This is a genomic window from Kitasatospora sp. NPDC018619, assembly GCF_044391605.1.
Classification (GTDB): domain Bacteria; phylum Actinomycetota; class Actinomycetes; order Streptomycetales; family Streptomycetaceae; genus Kitasatospora.
The window spans coordinates 67,907-91,820 of record NZ_JBISAI010000006.1 but is presented as its reverse complement, the minus strand read 5'-3'; the positions used below and the strand labels follow the sequence as shown (position 1 = coordinate 91,820).

The 23,914-nt window shown below is 72.8% G+C and carries 19 protein-coding genes; 5 read left to right on the top strand and 14 right to left on the bottom strand.

All coding sequences use genetic code 11. From position 1 onward, the window contains the following. Positions 1-14 precede the first annotated feature (14 nt). The 4 genes from ACH5AR_RS11290 to ACH5AR_RS11275 all read right to left on the bottom strand — a co-directional run bounded on the left by ACH5AR_RS11290 (position 15) and on the right by ACH5AR_RS11275 (position 3,697). Positions 15-815, bottom strand: a complete 801-nt coding sequence (locus ACH5AR_RS11290; protein ID WP_396301118.1) for a TIGR03936 family radical SAM-associated protein — start codon at positions 813-815, stop codon at positions 15-17. A 170-nt stretch (positions 816-985) separates the two neighbouring features. Beyond that, complete coding sequence (locus ACH5AR_RS11285; protein WP_396301117.1) at positions 986-1,414, bottom strand: PIN domain nuclease; 429 nt, start codon at positions 1,412-1,414, stop codon at positions 986-988. Then, entirely contained in the window at positions 1,390-1,650 is a 261-nt protein-coding gene (locus tag ACH5AR_RS11280) for a type II toxin-antitoxin system VapB family antitoxin (RefSeq protein WP_396301116.1), read from the bottom strand. The genes ACH5AR_RS11285 and ACH5AR_RS11280 overlap by 25 nt, the downstream gene beginning before the upstream one ends. Before the next feature lie 118 nt (positions 1,651-1,768). After that, a complete protein-coding gene (locus ACH5AR_RS11275) occupies positions 1,769-3,697 on the bottom strand; it encodes a TIGR03960 family B12-binding radical SAM protein (RefSeq protein ID WP_396301115.1) in 1,929 nt (642 codons plus the stop codon). Positions 3,698-4,138: 441 nt separating this feature from the next. On the opposite strand from ACH5AR_RS11275, the gene ACH5AR_RS11270 reads away from it, so the two are divergent. After that, on the top strand, positions 4,139-5,446 hold the full coding sequence (locus ACH5AR_RS11270) for a M14 family zinc carboxypeptidase (protein ID WP_396301114.1): 1,308 nt from the start codon (positions 4,139-4,141) through the stop codon (positions 5,444-5,446). A 589-nt stretch (positions 5,447-6,035) separates the two neighbouring features. Here the strand turns inward: ACH5AR_RS11270 and rodA are convergent. The 8 genes from rodA to ACH5AR_RS11230 all read right to left on the bottom strand — a co-directional run bounded on the left by rodA (position 6,036) and on the right by ACH5AR_RS11230 (position 14,939). Beyond that, complete coding sequence (gene rodA, locus ACH5AR_RS11265; protein ID WP_396301113.1) at positions 6,036-7,235, bottom strand: rod shape-determining protein RodA; 1,200 nt, start codon at positions 7,233-7,235, stop codon at positions 6,036-6,038. Beyond that, positions 7,232-9,523, bottom strand: a complete 2,292-nt coding sequence (gene mrdA / locus ACH5AR_RS11260) for a penicillin-binding protein 2 (RefSeq protein WP_396301112.1) — start codon at positions 9,521-9,523, stop codon at positions 7,232-7,234. Before mrdA ends, rodA begins: the two co-directional genes overlap by 4 nt. Positions 9,524-9,574: 51 nt before the next feature. Further along, positions 9,575-10,213: a rod shape-determining protein MreD gene (mreD, locus tag ACH5AR_RS11255; RefSeq protein ID WP_396301111.1), complete on the bottom strand. Its 639-nt coding sequence runs from the start codon at positions 10,211-10,213 to the stop codon at positions 9,575-9,577. Between the two features lie 3 nt (positions 10,214-10,216). After that, positions 10,217-11,167: a rod shape-determining protein MreC gene (gene mreC / locus ACH5AR_RS11250; protein ID WP_396301110.1), complete on the bottom strand. Its 951-nt coding sequence runs from the start codon at positions 11,165-11,167 to the stop codon at positions 10,217-10,219. 115 nt (positions 11,168-11,282) lie between these two features. Continuing rightward, positions 11,283-12,308, bottom strand: a complete 1,026-nt coding sequence (locus ACH5AR_RS11245) for a rod shape-determining protein (protein WP_049648984.1) — start codon at positions 12,306-12,308, stop codon at positions 11,283-11,285. A 365-nt stretch (positions 12,309-12,673) separates the two neighbouring features. After that, positions 12,674-13,087: a nucleoside-diphosphate kinase gene (gene ndk, locus ACH5AR_RS11240; RefSeq protein ID WP_396301109.1), complete on the bottom strand. Its 414-nt coding sequence runs from the start codon at positions 13,085-13,087 to the stop codon at positions 12,674-12,676. Between the two features lie 108 nt (positions 13,088-13,195). Next, entirely contained in the window at positions 13,196-13,546 is a 351-nt protein-coding gene (locus tag ACH5AR_RS11235) for a DUF4233 domain-containing protein (protein ID WP_396301108.1), read from the bottom strand. 1 nt (position 13,547) lies between these two features. Then, a complete protein-coding gene (locus ACH5AR_RS11230; RefSeq protein ID WP_396301107.1) occupies positions 13,548-14,939 on the bottom strand; it encodes a bifunctional folylpolyglutamate synthase/dihydrofolate synthase in 1,392 nt (463 codons plus the stop codon). Between the two features lie 185 nt (positions 14,940-15,124). On the opposite strand from ACH5AR_RS11230, the gene ACH5AR_RS11225 reads away from it, so the two are divergent. The 3 genes from ACH5AR_RS11225 (at position 15,125) to ACH5AR_RS11215 (ending at position 19,454) form a co-directional block, all read left to right on the top strand. Further along, positions 15,125-16,558, top strand: a complete 1,434-nt coding sequence (locus ACH5AR_RS11225) for a glycosyltransferase family 2 protein (RefSeq protein WP_396301106.1) — start codon at positions 15,125-15,127, stop codon at positions 16,556-16,558. A gap of 55 nt (positions 16,559-16,613) precedes the next feature. Then, positions 16,614-17,759: a non-hydrolyzing UDP-N-acetylglucosamine 2-epimerase gene (gene wecB, locus ACH5AR_RS11220; protein ID WP_396301105.1), complete on the top strand. Its 1,146-nt coding sequence runs from the start codon at positions 16,614-16,616 to the stop codon at positions 17,757-17,759. Between the two features lie 162 nt (positions 17,760-17,921). Continuing rightward, positions 17,922-19,454: a chitinase gene (locus tag ACH5AR_RS11215; protein ID WP_396301104.1), complete on the top strand. Its 1,533-nt coding sequence runs from the start codon at positions 17,922-17,924 to the stop codon at positions 19,452-19,454. A gap of 28 nt (positions 19,455-19,482) precedes the next feature. Here ACH5AR_RS11215 and ACH5AR_RS11210 read toward each other — a convergent pair whose 3' ends face one another. Then, positions 19,483-20,007, bottom strand: a complete 525-nt coding sequence (locus tag ACH5AR_RS11210; protein WP_396301103.1) for a hypothetical protein — start codon at positions 20,005-20,007, stop codon at positions 19,483-19,485. Between the two features lie 309 nt (positions 20,008-20,316). Further along, positions 20,317-22,956 carry a valine--tRNA ligase gene (locus tag ACH5AR_RS11205; protein WP_396301102.1) on the bottom strand — a complete coding sequence of 880 codons (2,640 nt, stop codon included), beginning with the start codon at positions 22,954-22,956 and terminating at the stop codon, positions 20,317-20,319. Positions 22,957-23,128: 172 nt separating this feature from the next. Between ACH5AR_RS11205 and ACH5AR_RS11200 the strand changes: the two genes are divergently transcribed. Next, positions 23,129-23,878: a hypothetical protein gene (locus ACH5AR_RS11200; RefSeq protein ID WP_396301101.1), complete on the top strand. Its 750-nt coding sequence runs from the start codon at positions 23,129-23,131 to the stop codon at positions 23,876-23,878. The last annotated feature ends 36 nt before the right edge of the window (positions 23,879-23,914 follow it).

Sequence of the window (23,914 nt, the reverse complement as noted above, 5' to 3'; positions counted from 1 at the left end):
CCGGCCTCCCCCCGCTAGGCGGACGCGGTAGCGTGCGGCCCTGCGGCCGGCTCCGAGCCGGCCGGGGCCGCGGCGCGGTCGAGCGCCAGCGGGTCGGTCACCGTGCCGGCCTCCTCGTCGAGCGGCCCCTGCGCCAGCCTGGTCACCTCTGCGGGGACCGGCGGCGCCAGGTCGGCCGTCGCACGGAGACCGGACAATACGTCGTCGGGTCGTACGGCGGGTGTGGCGTGTCGTACTACCAGGCGCAGTATCGCACAGGGACGGCCGGTCCGAACATCGCGGTCGGTCCCGACACCGGCATCCGCACCCGTCTCGACCTGGGCCGGGAGGGATTCCAGCGCCGCCACCGCGCTCCGCGCGTCGAAGACCCGCAGGCCGTTCTTGGTGCGGCGCTCGACCTCGACCCGCTCGGCGGCGAGGAAGCGCGCGACCGCCTCGGCGGCCTCGTCGGGCTCGACGCCGTCCAGCCGGACCAGCCACTCGGAGGCCTCCAGGCGCTCCACGAAGTTCGGCGTCCGCACCTCGACCGCGTCGATCACGTCCAGGCCCGTCGGCAGCGACTCGTCCAGCTGCGCCCGCAGCTGCTCGGGGTCGCGGACGGCGGCCAGGCCGATCTCCAGGTACTCCGCCTCGCTCGCCACCCCGGTCGGGGCCGCGTTGGCGTAGGAGACCTTCGGGTGCGGGGTGAAGCCGGCCGAGTAGGCCATCGGAACGGCGGACCGGCGCAGGGCGCGCTCGAAGGCGCGCTGGAAGTCGCGGTGGCTGGTGAAGCGGAGCCGGCCGCGCTTGGTGTAGCGGAGACGAATCCGCTGCACCGTCGGCGCGGGCGGCGGACCGTCGGGCGTACGGCGTGCCAGGGTCGCTCAGTCCTTAGTCAGTTGTCCCCGTCCGGCGCGGCGTCTTCCCGCCACTGTCCGGACTCTGTCACCTCAAAGGGTACGCGCCCCGCCACCCCCCTCGCTCCGCCCCTGGTCAGAGCCGCCCCTCAGTCCAGCGAACCGGGCTCGGCCAGCCACCTGGCCTTCAGGTCGGTGTGCTTGGCGATGGCCTCGAAGTCCCGGTCGTAGTGCAGCACGGTCAGCCCGTGGTGCATCGCCGTCACGGCGACGAGCAGGTCGACCACACCGGCGGACCGGTGGCTGCCCGTCTCGGCGAGCCGCAGTTGCAGGGCCGGGAGGTCACGCCAGGCCTCGTCGGGCACGGCGCACCACGTGTACAGCCGCTCGAACTGCGCGCGCATCGCCCGCATTTCGGCTGCCGACCGGGCCGAGTACAGCAGCTCGCCCTCGGTCGGAGCGCACATGCCGATCTTCCCCGCCGCCAGGGCCTCGCCCCAGAGCGACAACGCCGCCGGCCTCGTGACCAGCCGCGCCGCCGCCGAGGTGTCGATCAGGAAGCCTTCCCGAGCTCCCATTGAGCCCCACCCTGCTTTCCGCGCCGGACCTCGCCCTTGAACCCGGTCTCCAGCGCCTTGTCGAACGCGCCGTCCTCAGCGAGCCGCAGCAGCTCCTGCAGCGCGAGCTCCCTGCGGCGCCGCGCCCCCACCTCCGCGAGCGCCGCGTTGACGGTGTCCTTCTTCGTCGTGGTCCCGAGCACCTCGGCAGCCAGCGCCAGCGCCTCTTCGTCGAGGTCGATCATCGTCTTGGCCATACTCTGCACCTCCACTCGGGTACATCAGAAACTAGCTCACGACAATACCCAGGGCACCCTGGAGAAAACAGCGGACCCCATGCCGATCCATCCGGCCTGGGGTCCGCTGTCTATATGACTACTTGTTGACCACCGTCAGGGGGAGCAGCTTCTTGCCGGTGGGGCCGATCTGGATCTGGGTGTCCATCTGCGGGCACACGCCGCAGTCGAAGCACGGGGTCCAGCGGCAGTCGTCGACCTCGACCTCCTCCAGGGCGTCCTGCCAGTCCTCCCAGAGCCAGTCCTTGTCGAGGCCGCTGTCCAGGTGGTCCCAGGGCAGCACCTCCTCGTAGGTGCGCTCGCGGGTGGTGTACCAGTCGACGTCGACGCCGGTGCCGGCCAGGCCCTTGTCGGCGCAGGCCATCCAGCGGTCGTAGGAGAAGTACTCGCGCCAGCCGTCGAAGCGGCCGCCGTCCTCGTAGACCGCGCGGATGACCGCGCCGACCCGGCGGTCCCCGCGGGAGAGCAGGCCCTCGACGATGCCCGGCTTGCCGTCGTGGTAGCGGTAGCCGATGTTCTTGCCGTACTTGCGGTCGCCGCGGATGGAGTCGCGCAGCTTGGCGAGGCGGGCGTCGGTGGCCTCGGCGGACAGCTGCGGGGCCCACTGGAACGGGGTGTGCGGCTTGGGCACGAACCCGCCGATGGAGACGGTGCAGCGGATGTCGTTCTGGCCGGTGACCTCGCGGCCCTTCTGGATGACGTTCTTCGCCATCTCGCCGATCTGGAGCACGTCCTCGTCGGTCTCGGTGGGCAGGCCGCACATGAAGTACAGCTTCACCTGGCGCCAGCCGTTGCCGTACGCGGTGGCGACGGTGCGGATCAGGTCCTCCTCCGACACCATCTTGTTGATCACCTTGCGCATGCGCTCGCTGCCGCCCTCGGGGGCGAAGGTGAGGCCCGAGCGGCGCCCGTTGCGGGACAGCTCGTTGGCGAGGTCGATGTTGAAGGCGTCGACGCGGGTCGACGGCAGCGACAGGCCGATCTTGTCGTCGGTGTAGCGGTCCGCGAGGCCCTTGGCGATGTCGCCGATCTCGGTGTGGTCGGCGCTGGACAGCGACAGCAGGCCGACCTCCTCGAAGCCGGTCGCCTTCAGCCCGCGCTCCACCATCTCGCCGATGCCGGTGATGCTTCGCTCCCGCACGGGGCGCGTGATCATGCCGGCCTGGCAGAAGCGGCAGCCGCGGGTGCAGCCGCGGAAGATCTCCACGGACATCCGCTCGTGCACCGTCTCGGCGAGCGGCACGAGCGGCTGCTTCGGGTACGGCCACTCGTCCAGGTCCATCACGGTGTGCTTGGACACCCGCCACGGCACACCCGGGGCGTTCGGTACGACGCGGCCGATCCGGCCGTCGGCCAGGTACTCCACGTCGTAGAACTTCGGGACGTACACCCCGCCGGTACGGGCCAGGCGCAGCAGCAGCTCGTCCCGGCCGCCCGGGCGGCCCTCGGCCTTCCAGGCGCGGATGATCTCCGTGATGTCGAGGACGGCCTGCTCGCCGTCGCCGACCACCGCGCAGTCGATGAAGTCCGCGATCGGCTCCGGGTTGAAGGCCGCGTGGCCGCCGGCCAGGACGATCGGGTCCTCGTCGGTGCGGTCCCGGGCCTCCAGCGGGATACCGGCCAGGTCGAGGGCGGCCAGCATGTTGGTGTAGCCGAGCTCGGTGGAGAACGACAGCCCGAAGACGTCGAAGGCCTTCACCGGGCGGTGGGCGTCGACGGTGAACTGAGGGACGCCGTGCTCGCGCATCAGCGCTTCGAGGTCCGGCCAGACGCTGTAGGTGCGCTCGGCGAGCACGCCCTCGCGCTCGTTCAGCACCTCGTACAGGATCATGACGCCCTGGTTGGGCAGGCCGACCTCGTAGGCGTCGGGGTACATCAACGCCCAGCGGACGTCGCAGGCGTCCCAGTCCTTGACGGTCGAGTTCAGCTCGCCGCCGACGTACTGGATCGGCTTCTGGACGTGCGGGAGGAGGGCCTCCAGGCGTGGGAAGACCGATTCGACAGTCATGTACTAGGAACCCTTACGACGTGATTCGGTGCCGCGAGTCGGCACGGGAGGGGTGACCCTCAAGGGTAGCCCAATCCGGGGAACGGGCCGTCTGCCCCGGATCGCGGGCTGTCCGCACTCCGGCGCGACCCCCGGGGCTCCGTCCGCCGTTGACACGCCCGGAGGGGGCGTGCGGTACTGACAGGGCTCCGCCAAAGAGATCTGCACCCCTTCCGGACAAGGAAGTTGAGTCGTACGCTCGGCCCTCGTCGGTTTTCCGGCCGGCGTACCCCTCCCTCCCCACGGGCCGCCCCGCCACGGCCCCGTCCGTACCCGCACGGCCGCCGCTGCCGGCCCGCCGTGCCCCGTCCCCTCCCCCCGTCCCCCCGCCCGCACGCCGTGCCCGGCGGCGCACCCGCACGCCCGCGCCCCGGCGGCCGTACGACCGGCGCAAGGAGAACCATGACGACCGACACCGGTCGGCGGATCCGCCCGCTCCGGACCCTCGACACCCGGCCGGCCCGCTACCCCACCCCTGCCCAGGCCGAGTCCGCCGCCCGGCGGCTCGCCCTGCGCCACCCCGACCGCTGCCGGCTGCGCGAGGTGGGCCGCTCCCGGGCCGGGCGCCCGCTGGTGCTGCTCTCCGTGGACCGCGGGCCGCGCGCCGCGCTGGTGGTCGGCGGCCCGCACCCCAACGAGCCGATCGGCACCGCCGGGACCGTCCGGCTCGCCGAGGTGCTGCTGGACCGCCCCGCCCGCCCCGGGCTCTCCTGGCACCTGCTGCTCTGCCTCGACCCGGACGGTGCCGCGCTCAACGCGGGCTGGCTGGACGGCCCGCTCACCATGCGGCGCCACTACGAGCACTTCTTCCGCCCCTCCTTCGAGGAGCAGCCCGAGCTGCTGCCCGCCCCCGGCTCGGGCCGCCCGCCGATGCCGGAGAGCGCGGCGCTCACCGGGCTGATCGACGAACTGCGCCCCTTCCTCCAGTGCTCGCTGCACGGGGTGGACTTCGGCGGCGCGTTCGTCCAGCTCACCCGCCCCGTCGGGGGCCTGGCCGGGCGGTTCGCCCGCTCTGCGGAACGGGCCGGCCTCCCGCTCGACGTGGACCCCTACGACGCGATCGGCTGGGCCAGCCCGGACCCCGGCACCTACCTGATGCCCGCCCCGGGCGGCGGGGGCTCCCGGGCCCTGCCGGACGAGCCCGAGCTGTCCACCTGGGCGTACGCGGGCCGGTACGGCGCGGTCTCCGCGGTGCTGGAGGTCCCGATGTGGGCCGTCGACGCGGTGGCCGACGCCCGGCCCCACCCGACCGGCGCGCAGGCCCTCGCGGCCGCCGCCCGGGACCTCACCGCGCGCGCCGCGGAGCTCACCGCCCTGCTCCCGGCCGTGCCCGCGGACCGGCACGGCGGGTACGGCCCCGAGGCGTACGGCCGGCTGCTGCGCACTGCCGAGTCCAGCCTGGCGGTCGCCCCGCGGGTGGCCGAGGAGTGGCTGGAGCGGTGGGGTGCCGAGCCGCTCACCGTGTCCCGGGTGACCACCGTCGGGCTGGTCGCGGCCCGGGTGCCGCTGCGGGTCGCGTCGGTCCTGCTGCGGCTGCTCGCCGACGTCCGCGGCCCCGCCGCCGAGGCCGCCCGCGACCGCGCCCGCGCCGTCGTCACCGACAGCCTCGACCGGCTGCGCCTGCGCTTCGGCGCCCGCTGGGTGCCCGTCCAGGAGCAGCTCGCCCACCAGACCCGCGCCGTCCTCACCACCGCCGACTGCCTGCTCTGACCCGGCCCCGGGGGCACCAGGGGCACGGGGGCGCGCGCTACCCGGCACCCGCACTGCGCCGCGCCCGCCGACCCGTACCGGGCGCGCCCCGGGCCACGGCGGGCTCCGACCACCGGCGTCGCGCCGGCCCGGGGGCGCACGCAGCGGCCACCGCCGCTGCCGGGCCCGGCGCCTGCTGCCGGAGGCCGAGCACCCCGCCCGACGGACCCACTCCCCCGCCGACCGCCCGCACCGGCTCCCCCGCGCAACCGTCGCAGCTGCCGCGGTGTCGTCGCGGGCCGTCACCCGGCGACCGGCCCGCCGGGGCCGCCGCAGCGGCGGCGCGTCCCGGTGCCGGGCCGCGGTGCCGGGGCAGCGGACGGCACGTGGCCGCCCAGGGCGAGGCGGCTCACGCCGGGTGCCGCCGCAGGACGGCGGCACCCGGCAGCACGGCGCGGACGGCCCGCCGCCCCCGCGCCGGAATCCCGGTGCCCGGTCCCGGTGTTGGGACGGCGGACGGGACGGACGAAACCCGGCCCGGACACGGCGGCGGGGCCGGCCCGGGACGTCCCCCGGCCGGCCCCGCCGCCCGCGATCGGGCCCGCGCCGCTCAGGCCGCTATCGGCCGCTGGCTGCGCACCGCCTGGAGCAGCCCGACGGCCAGCCAGTTCGCGAACATCGACGAGCCGCCGTACGACACGAACGGCAGCGGGATGCCCGCCACCGGCATGATGCCCAGGCACATCCCTATGTTCTCGAAGGCCTGGAAGGACAGCCAGGCGACGATCCCGGCCGCCACGATCGTCCCGTACAGGTCGGTCGCCTGCCGGGCGATCCGGCAGGCCCGCCAGAGGACCACGCCGACCAGCGCGATGATCGCCAGGGCCCCGACGAAGCCCAGCTCCTCGCCGGCCACCGTGAACACGAAGTCGGTCTGCTGCTCCGGCACGAACTGCCCGACGGTCTGGGTGCCGTGGAACAGCCCCTTGCCGGTCAGCCCGCCCGAGCCGATCGCGATCCGGGCCTGCGCGGTGTTGTAGCCGACGCCGTTCGGGTCCAGCTGGGGGTTGGCGAACGCCGCGAAGCGGTCGATCTGGTACTGGCTCAGCAGCCCGAACTTCCAGATCGCCACGCACCCGGCGGTGCCCGCCACCAGCAGGCCGAGCACCCAGCGGTTCGCCGCACCGGAGCCGAGCAGGATGCCCAGCACGATCGCGGCCATCACCATCACCGAGCCGGCGTCCGGCATCAGCAGCACTATGCACATCGGCAGCCCGGCCCAGACCAGCCCCCGGAACACCGCCCGGTGCGAGGGGAACTCCCGCTCCCCCGCGTCCACCTGGTCCGCCAGCACGACGGCCATCGCCAGCACGATCGCGAGCTTCGCGAACTCGGCGGGCTGGATCGAGAAGCCGCCGCCGAGCTGGATCCACGAGTGGGCGCCGTTGATGGTCGAGCCCAGCGGGCTGAGCGTCGCCAGCAGCATCGCGATCACGCCGACGTACAGGAACGGCACGATCGTGCGGAAGCGCCGGCTCCCTATCCCTATGACCACGGCGCACAGCACCAGCCCGACCACGAAGTTGGTCAGGTGCCGGTACAGGAAGTACTGCGGGTCCCCGTGGGTCAGCGAGTCGCGCCCGCGGGTGGCCGACCAGACCAGCAGCGAGCTGCCCGCCGACAGGGCCAGCGCGGCCACCAGCAGTATCCAGTCCAGCCGCCACAGCGGGGAGTCCTTGGCCAGCGCCTTGGAGACGCCGCTGCGCTGGGGGGCCAGCCGCAGCTGCCGGTACGAGCCGTAGGAGGTCATGCCCGGCCCCTTCCCGTTGCGCGCGTGGGTTCGAGCGCGGCGTCGGCCGCGGTGTACGACGCCGGGCGGTCGACCGGCGGCGCCTGGTCGAGGAAGGCCGCCGCCGGGGCGGGCTGCGCCGCGGCCGGGGCGAGCAGCGCCGGGGCGGCGGCCGGGGCCGGGGTGCCCGCCGCGTCCGCGCCGTAGGAGGCCTGCTTGATGATCGCGGTGCCGTCCGGGTTGAACTTGGGCAGCTCGGCCTGCGGCGCGGGCAGCAGGGCCTTGGCGTTGTCGATGGCGCCCTTGTCGTCCACGCCGTACAGCGCCTGGTAGATCCGCCGGATGGCGTCACCGGAACCGCCGGAGCCGGTGCCGCCCTGGCTGATCGTCATGACGACGGCGTAGTCCTTGCTGTACGTGGTCAGCCAGGAGGTGGTCTGCTTGCCCTCGACCTCGGCGGTGCCGGTCTTGGCGTGCAGCGCGATCTTGTCCTGCGGCCAGCCGTTGAACTTCCAGGCGGCGGTACCCGTCTTGATGACGCTCTCGGTGGCCTGGTTGATGTAGCTGAGCAGCTTCTCGTCGCCGGGGAACCTGGCGTCCTCGTGCGGGGCGATCTCGCGGACGAGGTCCCCGCCCGGGCTTATCACGGCCTTGGCGATGGTCGGCCGGTAGAAGGTGCCGCCGTTGGCCAGCGCCGAGTAGATCCGGGCCATCTGGACGGGGGTGACGAGGGTGTCGCCCTGGCCGATCGCGAAGTTGACGGCGTCACCGGCGCGCATCTGGTAGCCGTCGACGCAGTTCTCCCGGGCGATCTGGTCGGAGTAGCTGTTGCCGCCCTTCTGCCCCTGGGCGCACCAGGCGTCCTTGTTGTTGTCGTAGAAGGACTGCTTCCACTGCCGGTCCGGCACCCGCCCGGAGACCTCGGACGGCAGGTCGATGCCGGTCTTGGCGCCGAGGCCGAACTGGTGGGCGGTCTTGAAGAACCAGTCGCCCGGGTCCTTCTTGGGCTTGATGCCGCCGTCCTTCAGCCACTGGTCGTACGCCAGGCCGTAGAAGACGGTGTCGCAGGAGACCTCCAGCGCCTTCTCCAGGGAGATCTGGCCGAAGTTCTCGCTCTCGAAGTTCTTGAACTCGCGGCCGCCGATGGTCATGCTCTTCGGGCAGTCGTAGCGGCCGTCCAGCGAGTAGCCGGCCTGCACGGCGGCGGTGGTGGAGATGACCTTGAAGGTCGAGCCGGGGGCGGACTGGCCCTGTATGGCCCGGTTCAGCAGCGGGAAGTTGGACTCCTTGCTGGTCAGCGACTGGTAGTCCTTGCCGCTGATGCCGCCCACCCAGAGGTTCGGGTCGTAGGTCGGGGCGCTGGCCATCGCGACGATCCGCCCGGTGTGCACGTCCATCACCACGGCGGCGCCGGAGTCGGCCTCGTAGTTGCGGTTGGTGACCTTGTCGAAGGTGTTCCGGGCGTCGTTCATGGCCTGCGCCAGGTTGTCCTCGACGACCTTCTGCACCCGGGCGTCGATGCTGGTGACCAGGTTGTCGCCGGTCTGCGGGGCGACGGTGCCGGCGTTGCCGATCACCCGGCCGAGGTTGTCCACCTCCAGCTTGGTGACGCCCGCGGTGCCGCGCAGGTCGCGGTCGTACACCGACTCCAGGCCGGCCCGGCCGATCTGGTCGGCCGGCAGGTAGCGGTCCTGGCCGCTCTTGCCGGCGGTCTTGCTGACCTCCTCGTCGGTGACCGGCGAGAGGTAGCCGAGCACCTGGGCCATGTTGGCGCCCTCGGCGCCGGTGTAGCGGCGCACGGCGGTGGGCTGCGCGGTGACCCCGGGGAAGTCCTCGCGGCGCTCCATTATCTGCATCGCCTGCTGGGTGGTCGCCTCCTTGGTGACCGGGATCGGCTGGTACGGCGAACCGTTCCAGCAGGGCTGCGCGGTCTTGGCGTCGCAGAGCCGGACCTTCTCCTGCACGTCCTTGGCCGGCATCCCCAGCACCTCGGCCAGGCGGGACAGCACCGCCTTGCCGCCGTCCTTCTGCTGGAGCAGCGAGGTGCGGCTGACCGACACCACCAGGCGGGTCTCGTTGCCGGCCAGCACCCGCCCGGAGGCGTCCAGGATCTCGCCGCGGACGGCCGGCTCGACCACCTCGCGGATGTGGTTGCCGGTCGCCTTCGCGGTGTACTCCTTGGCGTTGCGGATCTGCAGGTACCACAGCCGCCCGCCCAGGGTGGCGAGCAGCGACAGCACCAGGATCTGCAGCACCACCAGACGGATCGTCACCCGCCGGGTGCGGCCGGTCTCGGGGATGTTGCTCACGTCTCGTGCGCTCCAGGATGCGGGGAGGTCGGGTGGTCGGGGCCGGGCCGGTCAGGGGCGGCGGGCGAAGCCGGGCACGCGCCGCTTCCGGTACGACGGGCCGGCCGAGGCCTCGCGGGTGGTCCGGTAGCGGGCCAGCGTGCCCAGGCCGGAGCCGCTCTCGTCGTCGTCCGCGGCGGCCACCGGGTCGCGCCCGAAGCGGCGGCCGAGGTACATCACCAGCGGCACCACGAAGGGCGCCAGCAGCAGGTCGTAGAGCAGGGCGCTGATCACCAGTCCGCCGAGGCCGACGTGCCGGGCGGCGGTGTCGCCGACCAGGGCGCCGACCATCGCGTAGAGCAGGGTGGAGGCGACCGCCGCGGCGCCGACCACCACCAGCGAGCCGCCCACCGAGCGCTGGCGGCCGTGGTCCGGGCGCAGCAGCCCGGCGGCGTAGCCCATCAGGCAGAGCACCAGCGCGTAGCGGCCGATCGCGTGGTCGGAGGGCGGCGCGAGGTCGGCCAGCAGGCCGCCGGCGAAGCCGACCAGGCAGCCGCCGGTGGGCCCGTAGACCATGGCCAGGCCGACCACGACGAGCAGCAGTATGTCCGGGGTGGCTCCCGGGAGCTGGAGCCGGCCGAACACGCTGACCTGGAGGATCAGGCCGAGCAGGACGAGGCCGGCGGAGACGGGGATGCGGGCGAGGCGCATGGCTCAGTTCCCCCCAGTGGGCTTGGCGGGCGGGGCGGCGGGCGCGGAGGCCGGAGCCTGGCCGGGCGCGGGCGCGGCCGGCTGGCCGGCGGCGGGCGCCGGCGGCAGGACGGCGTCGCGCGGGTCGGCGCGCGGCGGGACGACCACCACGCCGACCAGGTCCAGCCGGGTGAACTGGACGAAGGGCTCGACCAGGACGGTCTTTGTCAGCTGGCCGGCGTTGGCCTGGACCTCGACGACCTTGCCGACCGGGACGCCGGGCACGAAGGGCCGGCCGCTCTGCGAGCCGAAGGTGACCAGCCGGTCGCCCGCCTTGACCTGGGCCTTGCCGTTGAGCAGGGAGACCTTCATCGGGCTGTCGCCGCCGCCGGCGGCGAAGCCGATCTCGCCGGTGCCCTCCAGCCGGGTGCCGGCCGAGAAGCCCGGGTCGGAGGCGAGCAGCACGGTGGAGGTGGTCGGGGCGACGGTGGTGATCCGGCCGACCAGGCCCTGGCCGTTGATCACCGTCATGTCTCGGGTGAGGCCGTCGTCGCTGCCGGCGTCGATGGTGATGGTCCAGGAGAAGCCCTGGGCCGGGCCGATCGCGATGACCTGGGCGGCCTTGACGGTGTAGCCGCCGGATCCGGCGGTGCGCAGCAGGTCGTCCAGCTGCTTGGTCCGGCCGGTGGCCATGTCGGAGGAGGCGAGCTTCTGCCGCAGTTCGGTGTTCTCGCGGGCGAGCTGGTCGGTGCGGCCGCTGTCGGTGGCCGCGTCGCGGAAGGCGCGGACGGTGTCGGCGACCGGGTCCACGACGGTGGCGGCGCCGCGCTCGACCGGTCCGAGGACGCCGGCGGCGGCGCGCCGGGCCGGGCCGAGCGGGGAGTCCTCACCGCCCTTGATGTCCACGGTGATCAGCGCGAAGGCGACCGCCACCAGCAGGATCAGCAGCAGCCGGCTCTCTCGTGTGTCCCTCACGGTGCTGGTACTGCCCCTTCGTACCCGGCCGCCGCCCGGGTCTGTGGGGCCCGGGCGGCGGCCCGTTCGGTCGAGTGTCGGATGTGGCGTGTGGTGCCGGTGGTGCGGCGACCTGTCAACGACGCGGCGAGGCGTCGAGTACCTGCTGGAGGGCCTCGAACTCCTCGACGCACTTGCCGGAGCCGAGCGCGACGGAGTCGAGCGGGTTCTCCGCGATGTGGATCGGCATGCCGGTCTCGCGGCGCAGCCGCTCGTCCAGGCCGCGCAGCAGGGCGCCGCCGCCGGTGAGCACGATGCCCCGGTCCATGACGTCGCCGGCCAGTTCGGGCGGGCACTGGTCGAGGGTGGTCTTGACGGCGTCGATGATCGCGTTGACCGGCTCGTCGATGGCCTCGCGGACCTCGGCGGCGGAGATCACCACGGTCTTGGGCAGGCCGCTGACGAGGTCGCGGCCGCGGATCTCGGCGTGCTCGTCCTTCTCGCCCTCCAGGCCGAAGGCGCTGCCGATGCTCATCTTGATCTGCTCGGCGCTGCGCTCGCCGAGGAGCAGCGAGTACTCCTTCTTGATGTGCTGGACGATCGCGTTGTCCAGCTCGTCGCCGGCCACCCGGATCGACTGGGCGGTGACGATGCCGCCGAGGGAGATCACCGCGACCTCGGTGGTGCCGCCGCCGATGTCGACGACCATGTTGCCGGTGGCCTCGTGGACGGGCAGCCCGGCGCCGATCGCGGCGGCCATCGGCTCCTCGATGATGTGCACCTGGCGCGCGCCGGCCTGCGAGGAGGCCTCGATGACGGCGCGGCGCTCGACGCCGGTGATGCCGGAGGGCACGCAGACCACGACGCGGGGGCGGGCCAGGTAGCGGCGGCGGTGGATCTTGAGGATGAAGTACCGCAGCATCCGCTCGGTGATCTCGAAGTCGGCGATCACGCCGTCCTTGAGCGGGCGGATGGCGACGATGTTGCCCGGGGTGCGGCCGATCATCTTCTTGGCCTCGGCGCCGACCGCGAGGATCCCGCCGGTGTTGGTGTTCACCGCGACGACGGACGGCTCGTTCAGGACGATGCCCTTGCCCCTGACGTACACCAGCGTGTTGGCTGTTCCGAGGTCGATCGCCAAGTCGCGGCCGATGAACGACAGGTTGCTCGCCATGGGGTGTGGGTGCCTTCCCGGGCTCGGAGTTCATGGGGGGTGGACGGATGCGCGCCCACGCTTGGGCGGAGACCAGCTGAGCTGCCTTACCGGGCCCTTGAGTCGCGTCCATCGTAGTCACGCTGTGCGGTACGGACGTCGACGTGGGGCATACCGTCCATTGTCCGGGGCGTGATCGCATCTCCGAGGATTGGGACGCCGTGTCGGCGCCGCCAGTTCCCTATTTCACGATAAGAATGCCCCGGCCGGGCCAATGGTCCCGACCGGGGCGGACGAACGTCCCGGGTGCGCGGCACCCGAGATCTCCCGGGCGTGTCGCGCCCGGTGCCGCCGGGCGTGTCAGCCGGCCCGGATCAGGCGTGCGCGGGGAAGAAGATCTTGATCTCGCGCTCGGCGGACTCCGGGGAGTCGGAGGCGTGGATCAGGTTCTCGCGGGTGATCGTCGCGTAGTCGCCGCGGATGGTGCCGGCGCCGGCCTCCAGCGGGTTGGTGGCCCCCGCCAGCATGCGGATGCCCTTGACGACCTCCTCGCCCTCGACGATCAGCGCGATCGACGGGCCGGAGGTCATGAACTCCAGCAGCGGCTCGTAGAACGGGCGGCCCACGTGCTCCGCGTAGTGCTGCTCCAGCGTCGCCCGGTCGAAGGTGCGCAGCTCGACGGCGGCGAGGCGCCAGCCGGCCTTGCGCTCGATGCGGCTGATGATCTCGCCGGCCAGGCCGCGGCGGACGGCGTCGGGCTTGAGCAGGACGAGAGTGCGCTGGGACACGGTGCGTCTCCTGGGGATTCGGTTCGGCAGACAGTCGGGTCGACAAGCGGTGCCGACAGGGCAGAGATTACCTTGCGTACACGGCGTGTCGGTCCGCCGGTCCGGGCCTCAGGCCTGTACCGCGGCGGCCTCGGCGGCGGCCCGGGCGGCCTTGAACTCGTCCACCTTGCGGCCGTAGTGCACCGAGCACCACCACAGGCCGGCGAAGACCGCGCCGAGGGCGTACATGGTCGGCAGGACGAGGCCGCTGGCGATCAGTCCGATCTGCAGGGCCCAGCCGATCTGCACCGCGCCGGGGCGGTTGATCATGCCGCAGAGCAGGACGCACAGCGCCATCGCGATGCCGCTGACCGTCCAGATCTCCGCGGTGGAGACGTCCGTGAGCCGCATCGCGACCAGCGCCGCGAACATCACCAGCAGGGCCTCGCCGATCAGCGTCGAGGAGCAGAGCGTCCTCATGTCACTTCCTCCCGAGCAGCAGGCGGGCCTCGCCCACGGTGATGACCGAACCGGTGACCAGCACCCCGGCTCCGCCGAGGTCGCCCTCCTCCTCGGCGAGGGCGACGGCGGCGGCGATGGCGTCGTCGAGGCGGGGCTCGACCTGGACGCGGTCCTCGCCGAAGATTTCGACGGCCAGGGCGGCGAGCGCGTCCACGTCCATCGCGCGGTGGGTGGAGTTCCGGGTGACGACGACCTCGGCCAGGATCGGCTCGAAGGCCTCCAGCACGCCGGCCACGTCCTTGTCCCCGGAGGTGCCGATCACGCCGACGAGCCGGGTGAAGCCGAAGGACTCGGTGAGCGCTGCCACGGTGGCGCGGGCGCCGTGCGGGTTGTGGGCGGCGTCCAGGACGATCGTGGGGCTGCGGCGGACGACCTCCAGGCGGCCCGGCGAGGAGACGCCGGAGAAGGCCTGGCGGACCTTGTCGACGTCCAGCTGCCCGCCGCGCGCGCCGCCGACGCCGAAGAAGGCCTCGACCGCGGCCAGGGCGAGGGACGCGTTGTGCGCCTGGTACTCGCCGTGCAGCGGGATGAAGACGTCCTCGTACTCCTCGCCGCCGAGGCCGCGCAGCGTCACCAGCTGGCCGCCGACGGCGAGTTCCCGGCGGATGACGCCGAACTCCATGCCCTCGCGGGCGACCGTGGCGTCCACCTCGACGGCGCGGCGCAGGATGGTCTGCGCGGCGTCCAGCTGCTGCTGGGCGACGACCGCCACGGCGCCGGGCTTGATGATCCCGGACTTCTCGACGGCGATCTCGCCGACCGTCTCGCCGAGCTTGTCGGTGTGGTCCAGCCCGATCGGGGTGATCACCGCGACGGCGGCGTCGATGACGTTGGTGGCGTCCCAGGAGCCGCCCATGCCGACCTCGACCACGGCGACGTCCACCGGGGCGTCGGCGAAGGCCGCGTAGGCCATGCCGGTCAGCACCTCGAAGAAGGACATCGGCACCGGCTGCGCCGCGTCGACCATCCGCACGTAGGGCTCGATGTCGCGGTAGACCTCGACGAAGCGCTCGGGGGTGATGGGGGCGCCGTCCAGGCTGATCCGCTCGGTGACGGACTCCACGTGCGGGCTGGTGTAGCGGCCGGTGCGCAGTTCGAAGGTGTTGAGCAGCTGCTCGACCATCCGGGCGGTGGAGGTCTTGCCGTTGGTGCCGGTGATGTGGATGGAGGGGAAGGACCGCTGGGGCTGGCCCAGGATGTCCATCAGCGCCTCGATCCGGTCGAGCGAGGGCTCCAGCTTGTTCTCCGGCCAGCGCTTGGAGAGCTCCACCTCGACGTCGCGCAGGGCGTCGCCGGTGCCGCCGTCGGCGGGGCGGATGGTGTACGGGTTCGGGTCGGCCTTGTCGCTCACGACCACAGTCTACGGAGCCCCGGCGGGTCCTCCTCACGGGGTGAGAACGACCACTTTGCCCGTTCTTTCCCATGATCATCTAGTTTCGCCCCTTTACTATTGATTTTAGCGATCTGAACCGCAATGAAGCATCGATTCGCAGCCGACAGGAGCCTTCCGCCTTTGATCATGAGGAGAGCCGCGCCATGCCCGACGCCCTGCACGAGTGGATCGTGCTCCGCCAGGACGCCGTCCTCTGGGTCGCCGGACTGATCTCCCTGGCCCTGGTCGGCTACATGGCCCTCGTCTTCGGACGCTTCCTCGTGTACTGGGCGGGCTCCCGCCACGCCTTCCGGCACAACCGCCCCACCGAACCCGGCGACCCGGCCGCCCTCGACTGGCACCTGGTGATCCCCTGCCGCGACGAGGAGGCCGTCGTCACCCAGACCCTGGACGGCCTGCGCGCCGCCGCGCCGCAGGCCCACCTGTGGGTGATCGACGACGACAGCGAGGACGCCACCCGCGACCTGGTGCTCGCCGCCGCCGCTCGCGACCCGCTGGTCCACCTGGTCCAGCGCCGCCGCCCGCACGCCCGGATCGGCAAGGGCGCCGCCCTCAACGCCGCCTACCGGGAGATCTCCGCCTGGCTGCCCGAGGGCACCGACCGCTCCCGGGTGGTGATCGGCGTGGTCGACGCCGACGGGCAGCTCGACCCCGGCACCCTCGCCCAGGTCTGCAACGCCAGGGCGCTCGGCCGGCCCGACACCGGCGCCGTCCAGATCGGCGTCCGGATGCGCAACGCCGACGACGAGCGCCCGCTGCCCGGCCGCGGCCGGGCCGCCAACGCCCTGGCCCGCGCCCTGGTGCGGATGCAGGACATCGAGTTCCAGGCCACCAACACCGGTATGCAGCTGCTGCGCCGCCGCACCGGCAGCGTCGGCCTCGGCGGCAACGGCCAGTTCGTCCGGCTCACCGCCCTCGACTCGCTCACCGCCGAGGAGGGCCGCTCCGGCCGCCCCTGGCCGGAGCGCGCCCTGCTGGAGGACTACGAGTCCGGCCTGGACCTGCGGCTGGCCGGCTGGCGGCTCACCCACGTCACCGAGGCCCAGGTCTCCCAGGAGGGCCTGATCTCGCTGCGCCGCTTCCTCACCCAGCGCACCCGCTGGGCCCAGGGCAACATGCAGTGCCTGCGCTACACCGGCCGGGTGCTGCGCTCCACCCACTACACCGCGGCCGGCAAGGCCGAGGTGCTGTACACCTTCCTCCAGCCGGTGGTCTGCGTGCTGCTGGTGCTGCTCTTCCCGCTCTCGCTCGGGATCACCGGCGCCGGGCTGGTGCTCTTCCCGCAGGAGACGGCCGACTTCCAGCTCAGGTTCGGCCCGTGGATGCTGCTCACCTTCGTGCTCGCCGCGCTGCCGATGGTGTTCTGGGGCTTCGCCTACCGCCGGACCGTCCACCCCGACCGCGGCCGGCTCACCGCGCTGCTCTGGGGCGTCCTGGTCTGGCTCTACGCCTACCACCTGTTCGTGGTCGCCACCCGGGCCGCCGTCCGGATGCTGCTCGGCCGCAACGGCTGGGCCAAGACCCGCCGCAACGCCGAGAAGGTCGCCGTCGGCGCCCCCACCGCCCTCGAGTCCTGAGCCGGCCGCACCCCTCCCCCACGCCTCACCTCCCCCACGCCCCCGGAGCCCCCGCATGAGCACCTGCCTGCCCCCGTCCAGCGTCGCCGTCGTCCTCGGCACCCGCCCCGAGCTGGTCAAGCTCGCCCCGCTGATCCACGAGCTCGGCGACGCCACCCGGCTGGTGCACACCGGCCAGCACTGGGACGAGGCGATGTCCGGCCGCTTCCTGCGCGACCTCGACCTGCCCCGGCCCGAGCTGCTGACCGGGGTCGGCGGCCGCCCCCGGGCCGGCCAGATCGCCCAGTCCCTGGGCCAGCTGGACGCCGCCTTCGCCGAGGACCGCCCGGTCGCCGTGGTCGTCCAGGGCGACACCAACGCCACCCTGGCCGGGGCGCTGGCCGCCAACGCCCGGGAGATCCCGCTGGTCCACGTCGAGGCCGGGCTGCGCAGCTTCGACCGGGCGATGCCCGAGGAGCACAACCGGGTGATGGTCGACCACGTCTCCGACCTCCTCTGCGCCGCCACCGGGGAGAACGTCGCCAACCTGCGCGCCGAGTCGCTGGCCGAGGAGCGGATCGAGCTCACCGGCAACACCGTCGTCGAGGTGGTCCGCCGTCAGCTGCCGGACGCGGCCGCCCGCGCCGCGCTGCTCGCCGGGCACGGACTGCGCGCGGACGGGTACGTGCTGGCCACCGTGCACCGCCCGGAGAACACCGACACGGCCGAGGCGCTCGGCGCGGTCCTCGCCGAGCTGGACCGGATCGCCCGGGCCGGCACCCCGGTGCTGTTCCCGATGCACCCGCGCACCCGCGCCGCCGTCCAGCGCTTCGGCCTGGACGGCCTGCTGGAGCGCCTCGCCGTCACCGGCCCGGTCGGCTACGGCGACTTCCTCGGCCTGGCGAGCCACGCCGCCCTGCTGGTCTCCGACTCCGGCGGCGTGCAGGAGGAGTGCACGGTGCTCGGCCGCCCGCTGCTGGTGGTGCGCCGCTCCACCGAGCGCCCGGAGGCGGTGGCGGCCGGCTTCGCGGCGCTGGTGCGGCCCGGCGAGGAGCTGGGCGCCCTGGCCCGCGACTGGCTCTCCGACACCCCCGAGCGGCTCGCCCGGCTGGCGGCCGCCCCGAGCCCCTACGGCGACGGCCTGGCCTCGGCCCGGATCGCCGCGCTGACCGCGGCGATCGCCGGCTCCACCGGCTCCCACGAAGCCCTGGCAGCCGCGTAGGCGCTCTTGACAGCAGAATTGGTCTACTCCACCTTGTGAGGCAGGTCTCCGTTCCCGACCGGGACTCGAGTTGTCGGTAGCTCCCCCGCGCACCATCGACACCCCGGACGGCGCTCCTCCCCCACGAGGCGCCGCCGGGCCTCCCCCACTGGAGATGGAGTCATGCCACCTGCCCGACACCGGCGCCCGCGCGCCGTCCGCTCCCTGCTCGCCGGCGCGAGCGCCCTGGTCATCGGCCTGGGCGGGCTCGTCCTGGCCGGCGGCACCGGCGCCCACGCGGCCGACACCGACCTGATCACCAACGGCGGCTTCGAGACCGGGACGCTGTCCGGCTGGACCTGTTCGAACGGCACGGTCCAGAGCGCCACCACCCACTCCGGCGGCTACGCCCTGCAGTCCACCCCCGCCGGGTCCGACACCGGCGAGTGCACCCAGACCGTGTCGGTGAAGCCCTCCTCCGCGTACACCCTGAGCGCCTGGGTCCAGGGCTCGTACGTCTACCTGGGCGCCCGCGGCACCGGCGGCACCGACCCGAGCACCTGGACGCCCGGCGGCGGGTGGAGCCGGCTGAGCACGAATTTCACCACCGGGCCGGACACCACCAGCGTCACCGTCTACCTGCACGGCTGGTACGGGCAGCCGGCCTTCGTCGCCGACGACGTCTCGCTGCTCGGCCCCGGCGGACCGCAGCCGTCCCCCAGCCCGACCGCGACGGCCACCGCCACCGCCTCGCCGAGCCCGACGGCCACCGCCACCGGCAGCCCCACCCCGACCGGCACCTCGACCCCGAGGCCGCCGGGCCTGCCCAAGCACATCCTCACCGGCTACTGGCAGAACTTCGACAACGGCGCCACCGTCCAGCGGATCAGCGACGTCCCGGCCGCCTACGACATCATCGCGGTCTCCTTCGCGGACGCCACCGCCACCCGCGGCGGCCTGGGCTTCACCCTCGACCCCGCCCTCTCCTCCCGCCTCGGCGGCTACACCGACGCGCAGTTCAAGGCCGACATCGCGGCCAAGCGGGCGGCGGGCAAGCGGGTGGTGCTCTCCGTGGGCGGGCAGAACGGCACGGTCTGGGTGGGAGACTCCGCCTCCGCCGCGACCTTCACCAGCACCGCCTGGGCACTGATGCAGGGTTACGGCTTCGACGGGATCGACATCGACCTGGAGAACGGCATCAGTTCCACGTACATGGGCCAGGCCCTGCACGCCCTGGCGGCGAAGGCCGGGAGCGGCTTCGTCCTCACCATGGCTCCGCAGACGATCGACATGCAGTCGACCGGCATGGAGTACTTCAAGCTGGCGCTGAACGTGAAGGACATCCTCACCATCGTCAACATGCAGTACTACAACTCCGGTGCGATGAACGGCTGCGACGGGAACGTCTACGCGCAGGGCACCGAGAACTTCCTCACCGCGCTGGCCTGCATCCAGCTCAAGGGCGGACTGCGGCCCGACCAGGTGGGTCTCGGGGTACCGGCCTCCACCAGCGCCGCGGGCGGCGGGTACCTCGCCGCCGGCACCGTCAACAACGCGCTGGACTGCCTGGCCTCCGGCACCAACTGCGGCAGCTACCGGCCCGACACCACCTGGCCCGGCATCGGCGGCGCGATGACCTGGTCGACCAACTGGGACGCCACGGCGGGCAACCCGGTCGCCGGCACCATCGGCTCGCACCTGCACGCCATGCCGTAGCGCGCGCCCGCCTGCCGGGGGCCCGGGCTCAGACCCCGGCCCGGGCCTCCGGCACGTGCGCGGCGCCGCCGTGCCGACGGCGCAACTCGGCTGTGATCTCGGCCAGTTCGCCGTCGGGCAGCAGCGGCAGCATCATCGCGACGCCCTGCAGCAGCCCGCCGAGCAGGAAGGTGGTGTCGGGCGTCGCGGCCACCAGTGCGCGCACCTCGGCCACCTCGCCGGCCGCCACCGCCTCGATCAGCTGGGCAGCGTTGGCGGTCTCCTCGTCCACGTCGACCGCGCCGGTGTCGTGCGGGGCGCGCCGGGCCATCGCCCGCAGCACCCGGTCGCCGACCTCGGGGGCGTACGCCTTGCGGACGGCCTCGGCGGCGATCCAGGCGAGCAGGGTGGTCACCTCGCGCTCGGCGTGCTCGGCGAACAGCCGGTCCAGCTCGTGGTCGAACGCGATCTGGTTGCCGTGCCGGAACGCGAGCAGCAGGGTCGCCGCCCTGGCCTTGGCCTCCTCGACCGCCTCCGCAGGCAGTTCGTCGGCCAACTCCTCGGTCACCACCACGCCATGCCCTCCCGTCCGTCGCTCTGCAGGAACGCTCAGCAGAAACGCCCATTCGGAAACTCCGTGCACACGGTACACAGCGGACCTGAAAACTTCCGCGAACCCGCGCGGGCAAGACCGGAATCAATTCGCTCGGAATAGGACCTCACCCGGTCGCAGGATGATAATTCGCCGGAAGGGAGCAATGTTCCTGGGCTATTTGGTGTAGTGAAAGCACCGGGAAGCCGGGTTCCGGAAGCCGCCCCGGAAAACGCCCGAGGGGCCGCACCCGCGTGTCGCGGTGTGCGGCCCCTCGGGGACGGGCCGGGCTCAGCCCTGCGGCAGCGCCGCGAGCTGGGCGGTGATCCGGGCGATGTCGGCCTCGGCGGCCTCCTGGCGGCCCCGGATCTTGGCGACCACCTCGTCCGGCGCCTTGGCGAGGAACGCCTCGTTGCCGAGCTTGGCGGTGGTCTGGGCCTTCTCCTTCTCGGCGGCCGCGAGGTCCTTGGCCAGGCGCTTGCGCTCGGCGGCGACGTCGATGGTGCCGGAGAGGTCCAGCGCGACGGTGGCCCCGGCGACCGGCAGCGACGCGGTGGCCGCGAAGCCCTCCGCCGGGACGGTCAGCCGCAGCAGCGAGCGGATCGCGTCCTCGTGGACGGCCAGCACGGTGCCGGCCAGCTCCAGCCGGGCCGGGACGCGCTGCGCGGGCTGCAGGCCCTGGTCCGAACGGAACCGGCGGACCTCGGTGACCACCTGCTGGAGCGTGGCGACCTCGGCCTCGGCGGCCGCGTCACGGTAGCCGCTGTCCGTCGGCCACGCGGAGACGACCAGCGACTCGGCACCGGTGAGCGTGGTCCACAGCGCCTCGGTGACGAACGGCACGACCGGGTGCAGCAGCCGCAGGGTGACGTCCAGGACCTCGCCGAGCACCCGGCGCGAGGCGTCCGCCTGCGGGCCGCCCTTGGCCAGGGTGGTCTTGGAGAGCTCGACGTACCAGTCGAAGACCTCGTCCCAGGCGAAGTGGTACAGGGCGTCGGTGGCCTTGGCGAACTGGAAGTCGTCGTACAGCCCGTCCACCTCGGCGACGGTGGAGTTCAGCCGCGACAGGATCCAGCGGTCGACGGCGGTCAGCTCCTCCGGCGCGGGCAGCGGGCCCTCGACGGTGGCGCCGTTCATCAGCGCGAAGCGGGTGGCGTTCCAGATCTTGTTGCAGAAGTTGCGCGAGCCCTTGACCCAGTCCTCCCCGATCGGCACGTCGGCGCCCGGGTTGGCGCCGCGGGCCAGGGTGAAGCGGACGGCGTCGGCACCGTAGGCGTCCATCCAGTCCAGCGGGTCGACGGCGGTGCCGGAGGACTTCGACATCTTCTTGCCGAACTCGTCGCGCACCAGACCGGTCAGCGCGACGGTCCTGAACGGCGCCTCGCCGTCCATCGCGTACAGGCCGAACATCATCATCCGGGCGACCCAGAAGAAGATGATGTCGTGGCCGGTCACCAGGACGTCGGTCGGGTAGAACTTCTCCAGGTCGGCGGTCTTCTCCGGCCAGCCCAGCGTGGAGAACGGCCACAGGCCGGAGGAGAACCAGGTGTCCAGGACGTCCGGGTCCTGCACCCAGCCCTCGCCGGACGGCGGCTGCTCGTCGGGGCCGACGCAGACGACCTCGCCGTTCGGGCCGTACCAGACCGGGATCCGGTGGCCCCACCAGAGCTGGCGCGAGATGCACCAGTCGTACATGTTGTCGACCCAGTCGAAGTAGCGGCGCTCCAGCTCCTTCGGGTGGATCTCCACCTTGCCGTCGCGGACGGCGTCGCCGGCGGCCTTGGCCAGCGGCTCGACCTTGACCCACCACTGCAGCGACAGCCGCGGCTCGACCACCGTGTGGCAGCGCGAGCAGTGGCCGACGGCGTGCATGTACGGGCGCTTCTCGGCGACGATCCGGCCCTGCTCGCGCAGCGCGCCGACGACGGCCGAGCGGGCCTCCATCCGGTCCAGGCCGAGGAACGGGCCGTGCACGGTGATCGCACCGCGCTCGTCCATGATCGTCAGGTTCGGCAGGTCGTGGCGCTGGCCGATGGCGAAGTCGTTCGGGTCGTGCGCCGGCGTCACCTTGACGGCGCCGGTGCCGAACTCGGGGTCGACGTGCTCGTCCGCGACGACCGGGATCTCCCGGTCGGTCAGCGGCAGCTTGATGGTCCGGCCGACCAGGTGCCGGTACCGCTCGTCGTCCGGGTGGACGGCCACGGCCGTGTCGCCCAGCATCGTCTCGGCCCGGGTGGTGGCGACGACGATCGAGTCCTCGCCGTCCCCGTAGCGGATCGAGACCAGCTCGCCCGGCGTCTCCTCGTGCTCCACCTCGATGTCGGACAGCGCGGTGAGGCAGCGCGGGCACCAGTTGATGATGCGCTCGGCGCGGTAGATCAGGCCGTCGTCGAACAGCCGCTTGAAGATGGTCTGGACGGCCTGCGACAGGCCCTCGTCCATGGTGAAGCGCTCGCGCGACCAGTCCACGCCGTCGCCGAGGCGGCGCATCTGGCCGAGGATGCGGCCGCCGTAGTTCCGCTTCCACTCCCAGACCTTCTCGACGAAGGCCTCGCGGCCGAGGTCGTGCCGGGACAGGCCGGACTCGGCGAGCTGCTGCTCGACCTTGTTCTGGGTGGCGATGCCGGCGTGGTCCATGCCCGGCAGCCAGAGCGTCTCGAAGCCCTGCATCCGCTTGCGGCGGGTCAGCGCGTCCATCAGCGTGTGCTGGAAGGCGTGGCCCAGGTGCAGCGCGCCGGTGACGTTCGGCGGGGGGATGACGATGGTGTACGCGGGCTTGTCGCTCTTCGCGTCCGCGGTGAAGTACCCACGCTCTACCCAGCGCTCGTACAGCTCGCCCTCTACGTCCGCGGGGGTGTAGGTCGTCGGGAGGGTTGCTGCTTCGTCCCCGGCGGAGGTGCTCACGGGGCGCTGGTTCGTCGTGTCGGTCACGACGCACAGTTTACGTAACCGGGGCGGGGGTCACGAACCGCTTTCGGTCCGGCCGGCGGGCGCGCCCTGGCGGCCCCGGTGTCGGCTCCGTGCGGTAGCGTGCCGGGCACTCGTCCGGTGGAACGAACGACTTTCACACCATCGGACCGTCCAACGCCATGAAGGTAGCCACGTGACCGACCAGACCCCCTACGGTGCCCCGGCACCCGCCTCCCCCCAGCCCTACGGCGCGCCCGTGCCGCCGCAGGCGCCGTACGGGCAGCCCGGCCAGCCCGGACCCGACCAGGCCGGCTACCCCGGGTACGCCGCCTACGCGCCGGCGCCGCCGCCGCGCAAGTCCCGCAGGACGCTGTGGATCGTGCTCGGCACCATCGGCGCCGTGCTGCTCCTCGGCGGCGGCACGCTGGCGTACTTCGCCTGGAACGTGGCCAGCAACGCGGGCACCCAGAAGGTCGTCCTGCCGGCCACCTTCAAGGACCTCAGCATCAGCAGCGACAACGCCGTCACCGCCGCCATGGAGAAGGCGATGACGGACAGCCTCGGCAAGGGCGACGGCAACTGGAAGCCCGTCGGCGTGGCCGGCCTGTACGAGAACGCCCAGAAGGAGCCGCAGCTCATCGCGGTCGGGGCGTACGGGAAGATCCTCCTGCCGAAGGAGGAGCTGGACCAGGCCTTCAAGGGCGCGTCCGGCGGCGGTACGAAGATCACCGACCGGCACGCCGTGGACGCCGGACCCAAGGGCGGCACCATGGAGTGCGGCGTGATGGACGAGGCGGACGGCAAGGTCGGCCTGTGCGCCTGGGCCGACAGCAGCAGCCTGGTCGTCGTGATGCGGGTGCCGGACGAGGGCGCCCAGCCCGACCTGGACAAGCTCGCGGCCGAGGCCCGCGACCTGCGCGCGGTGGCCGAGGTCGCCAAGTAGCCCGAGCGGCGAGCAGGACGAAGGGGCCCCGCACCG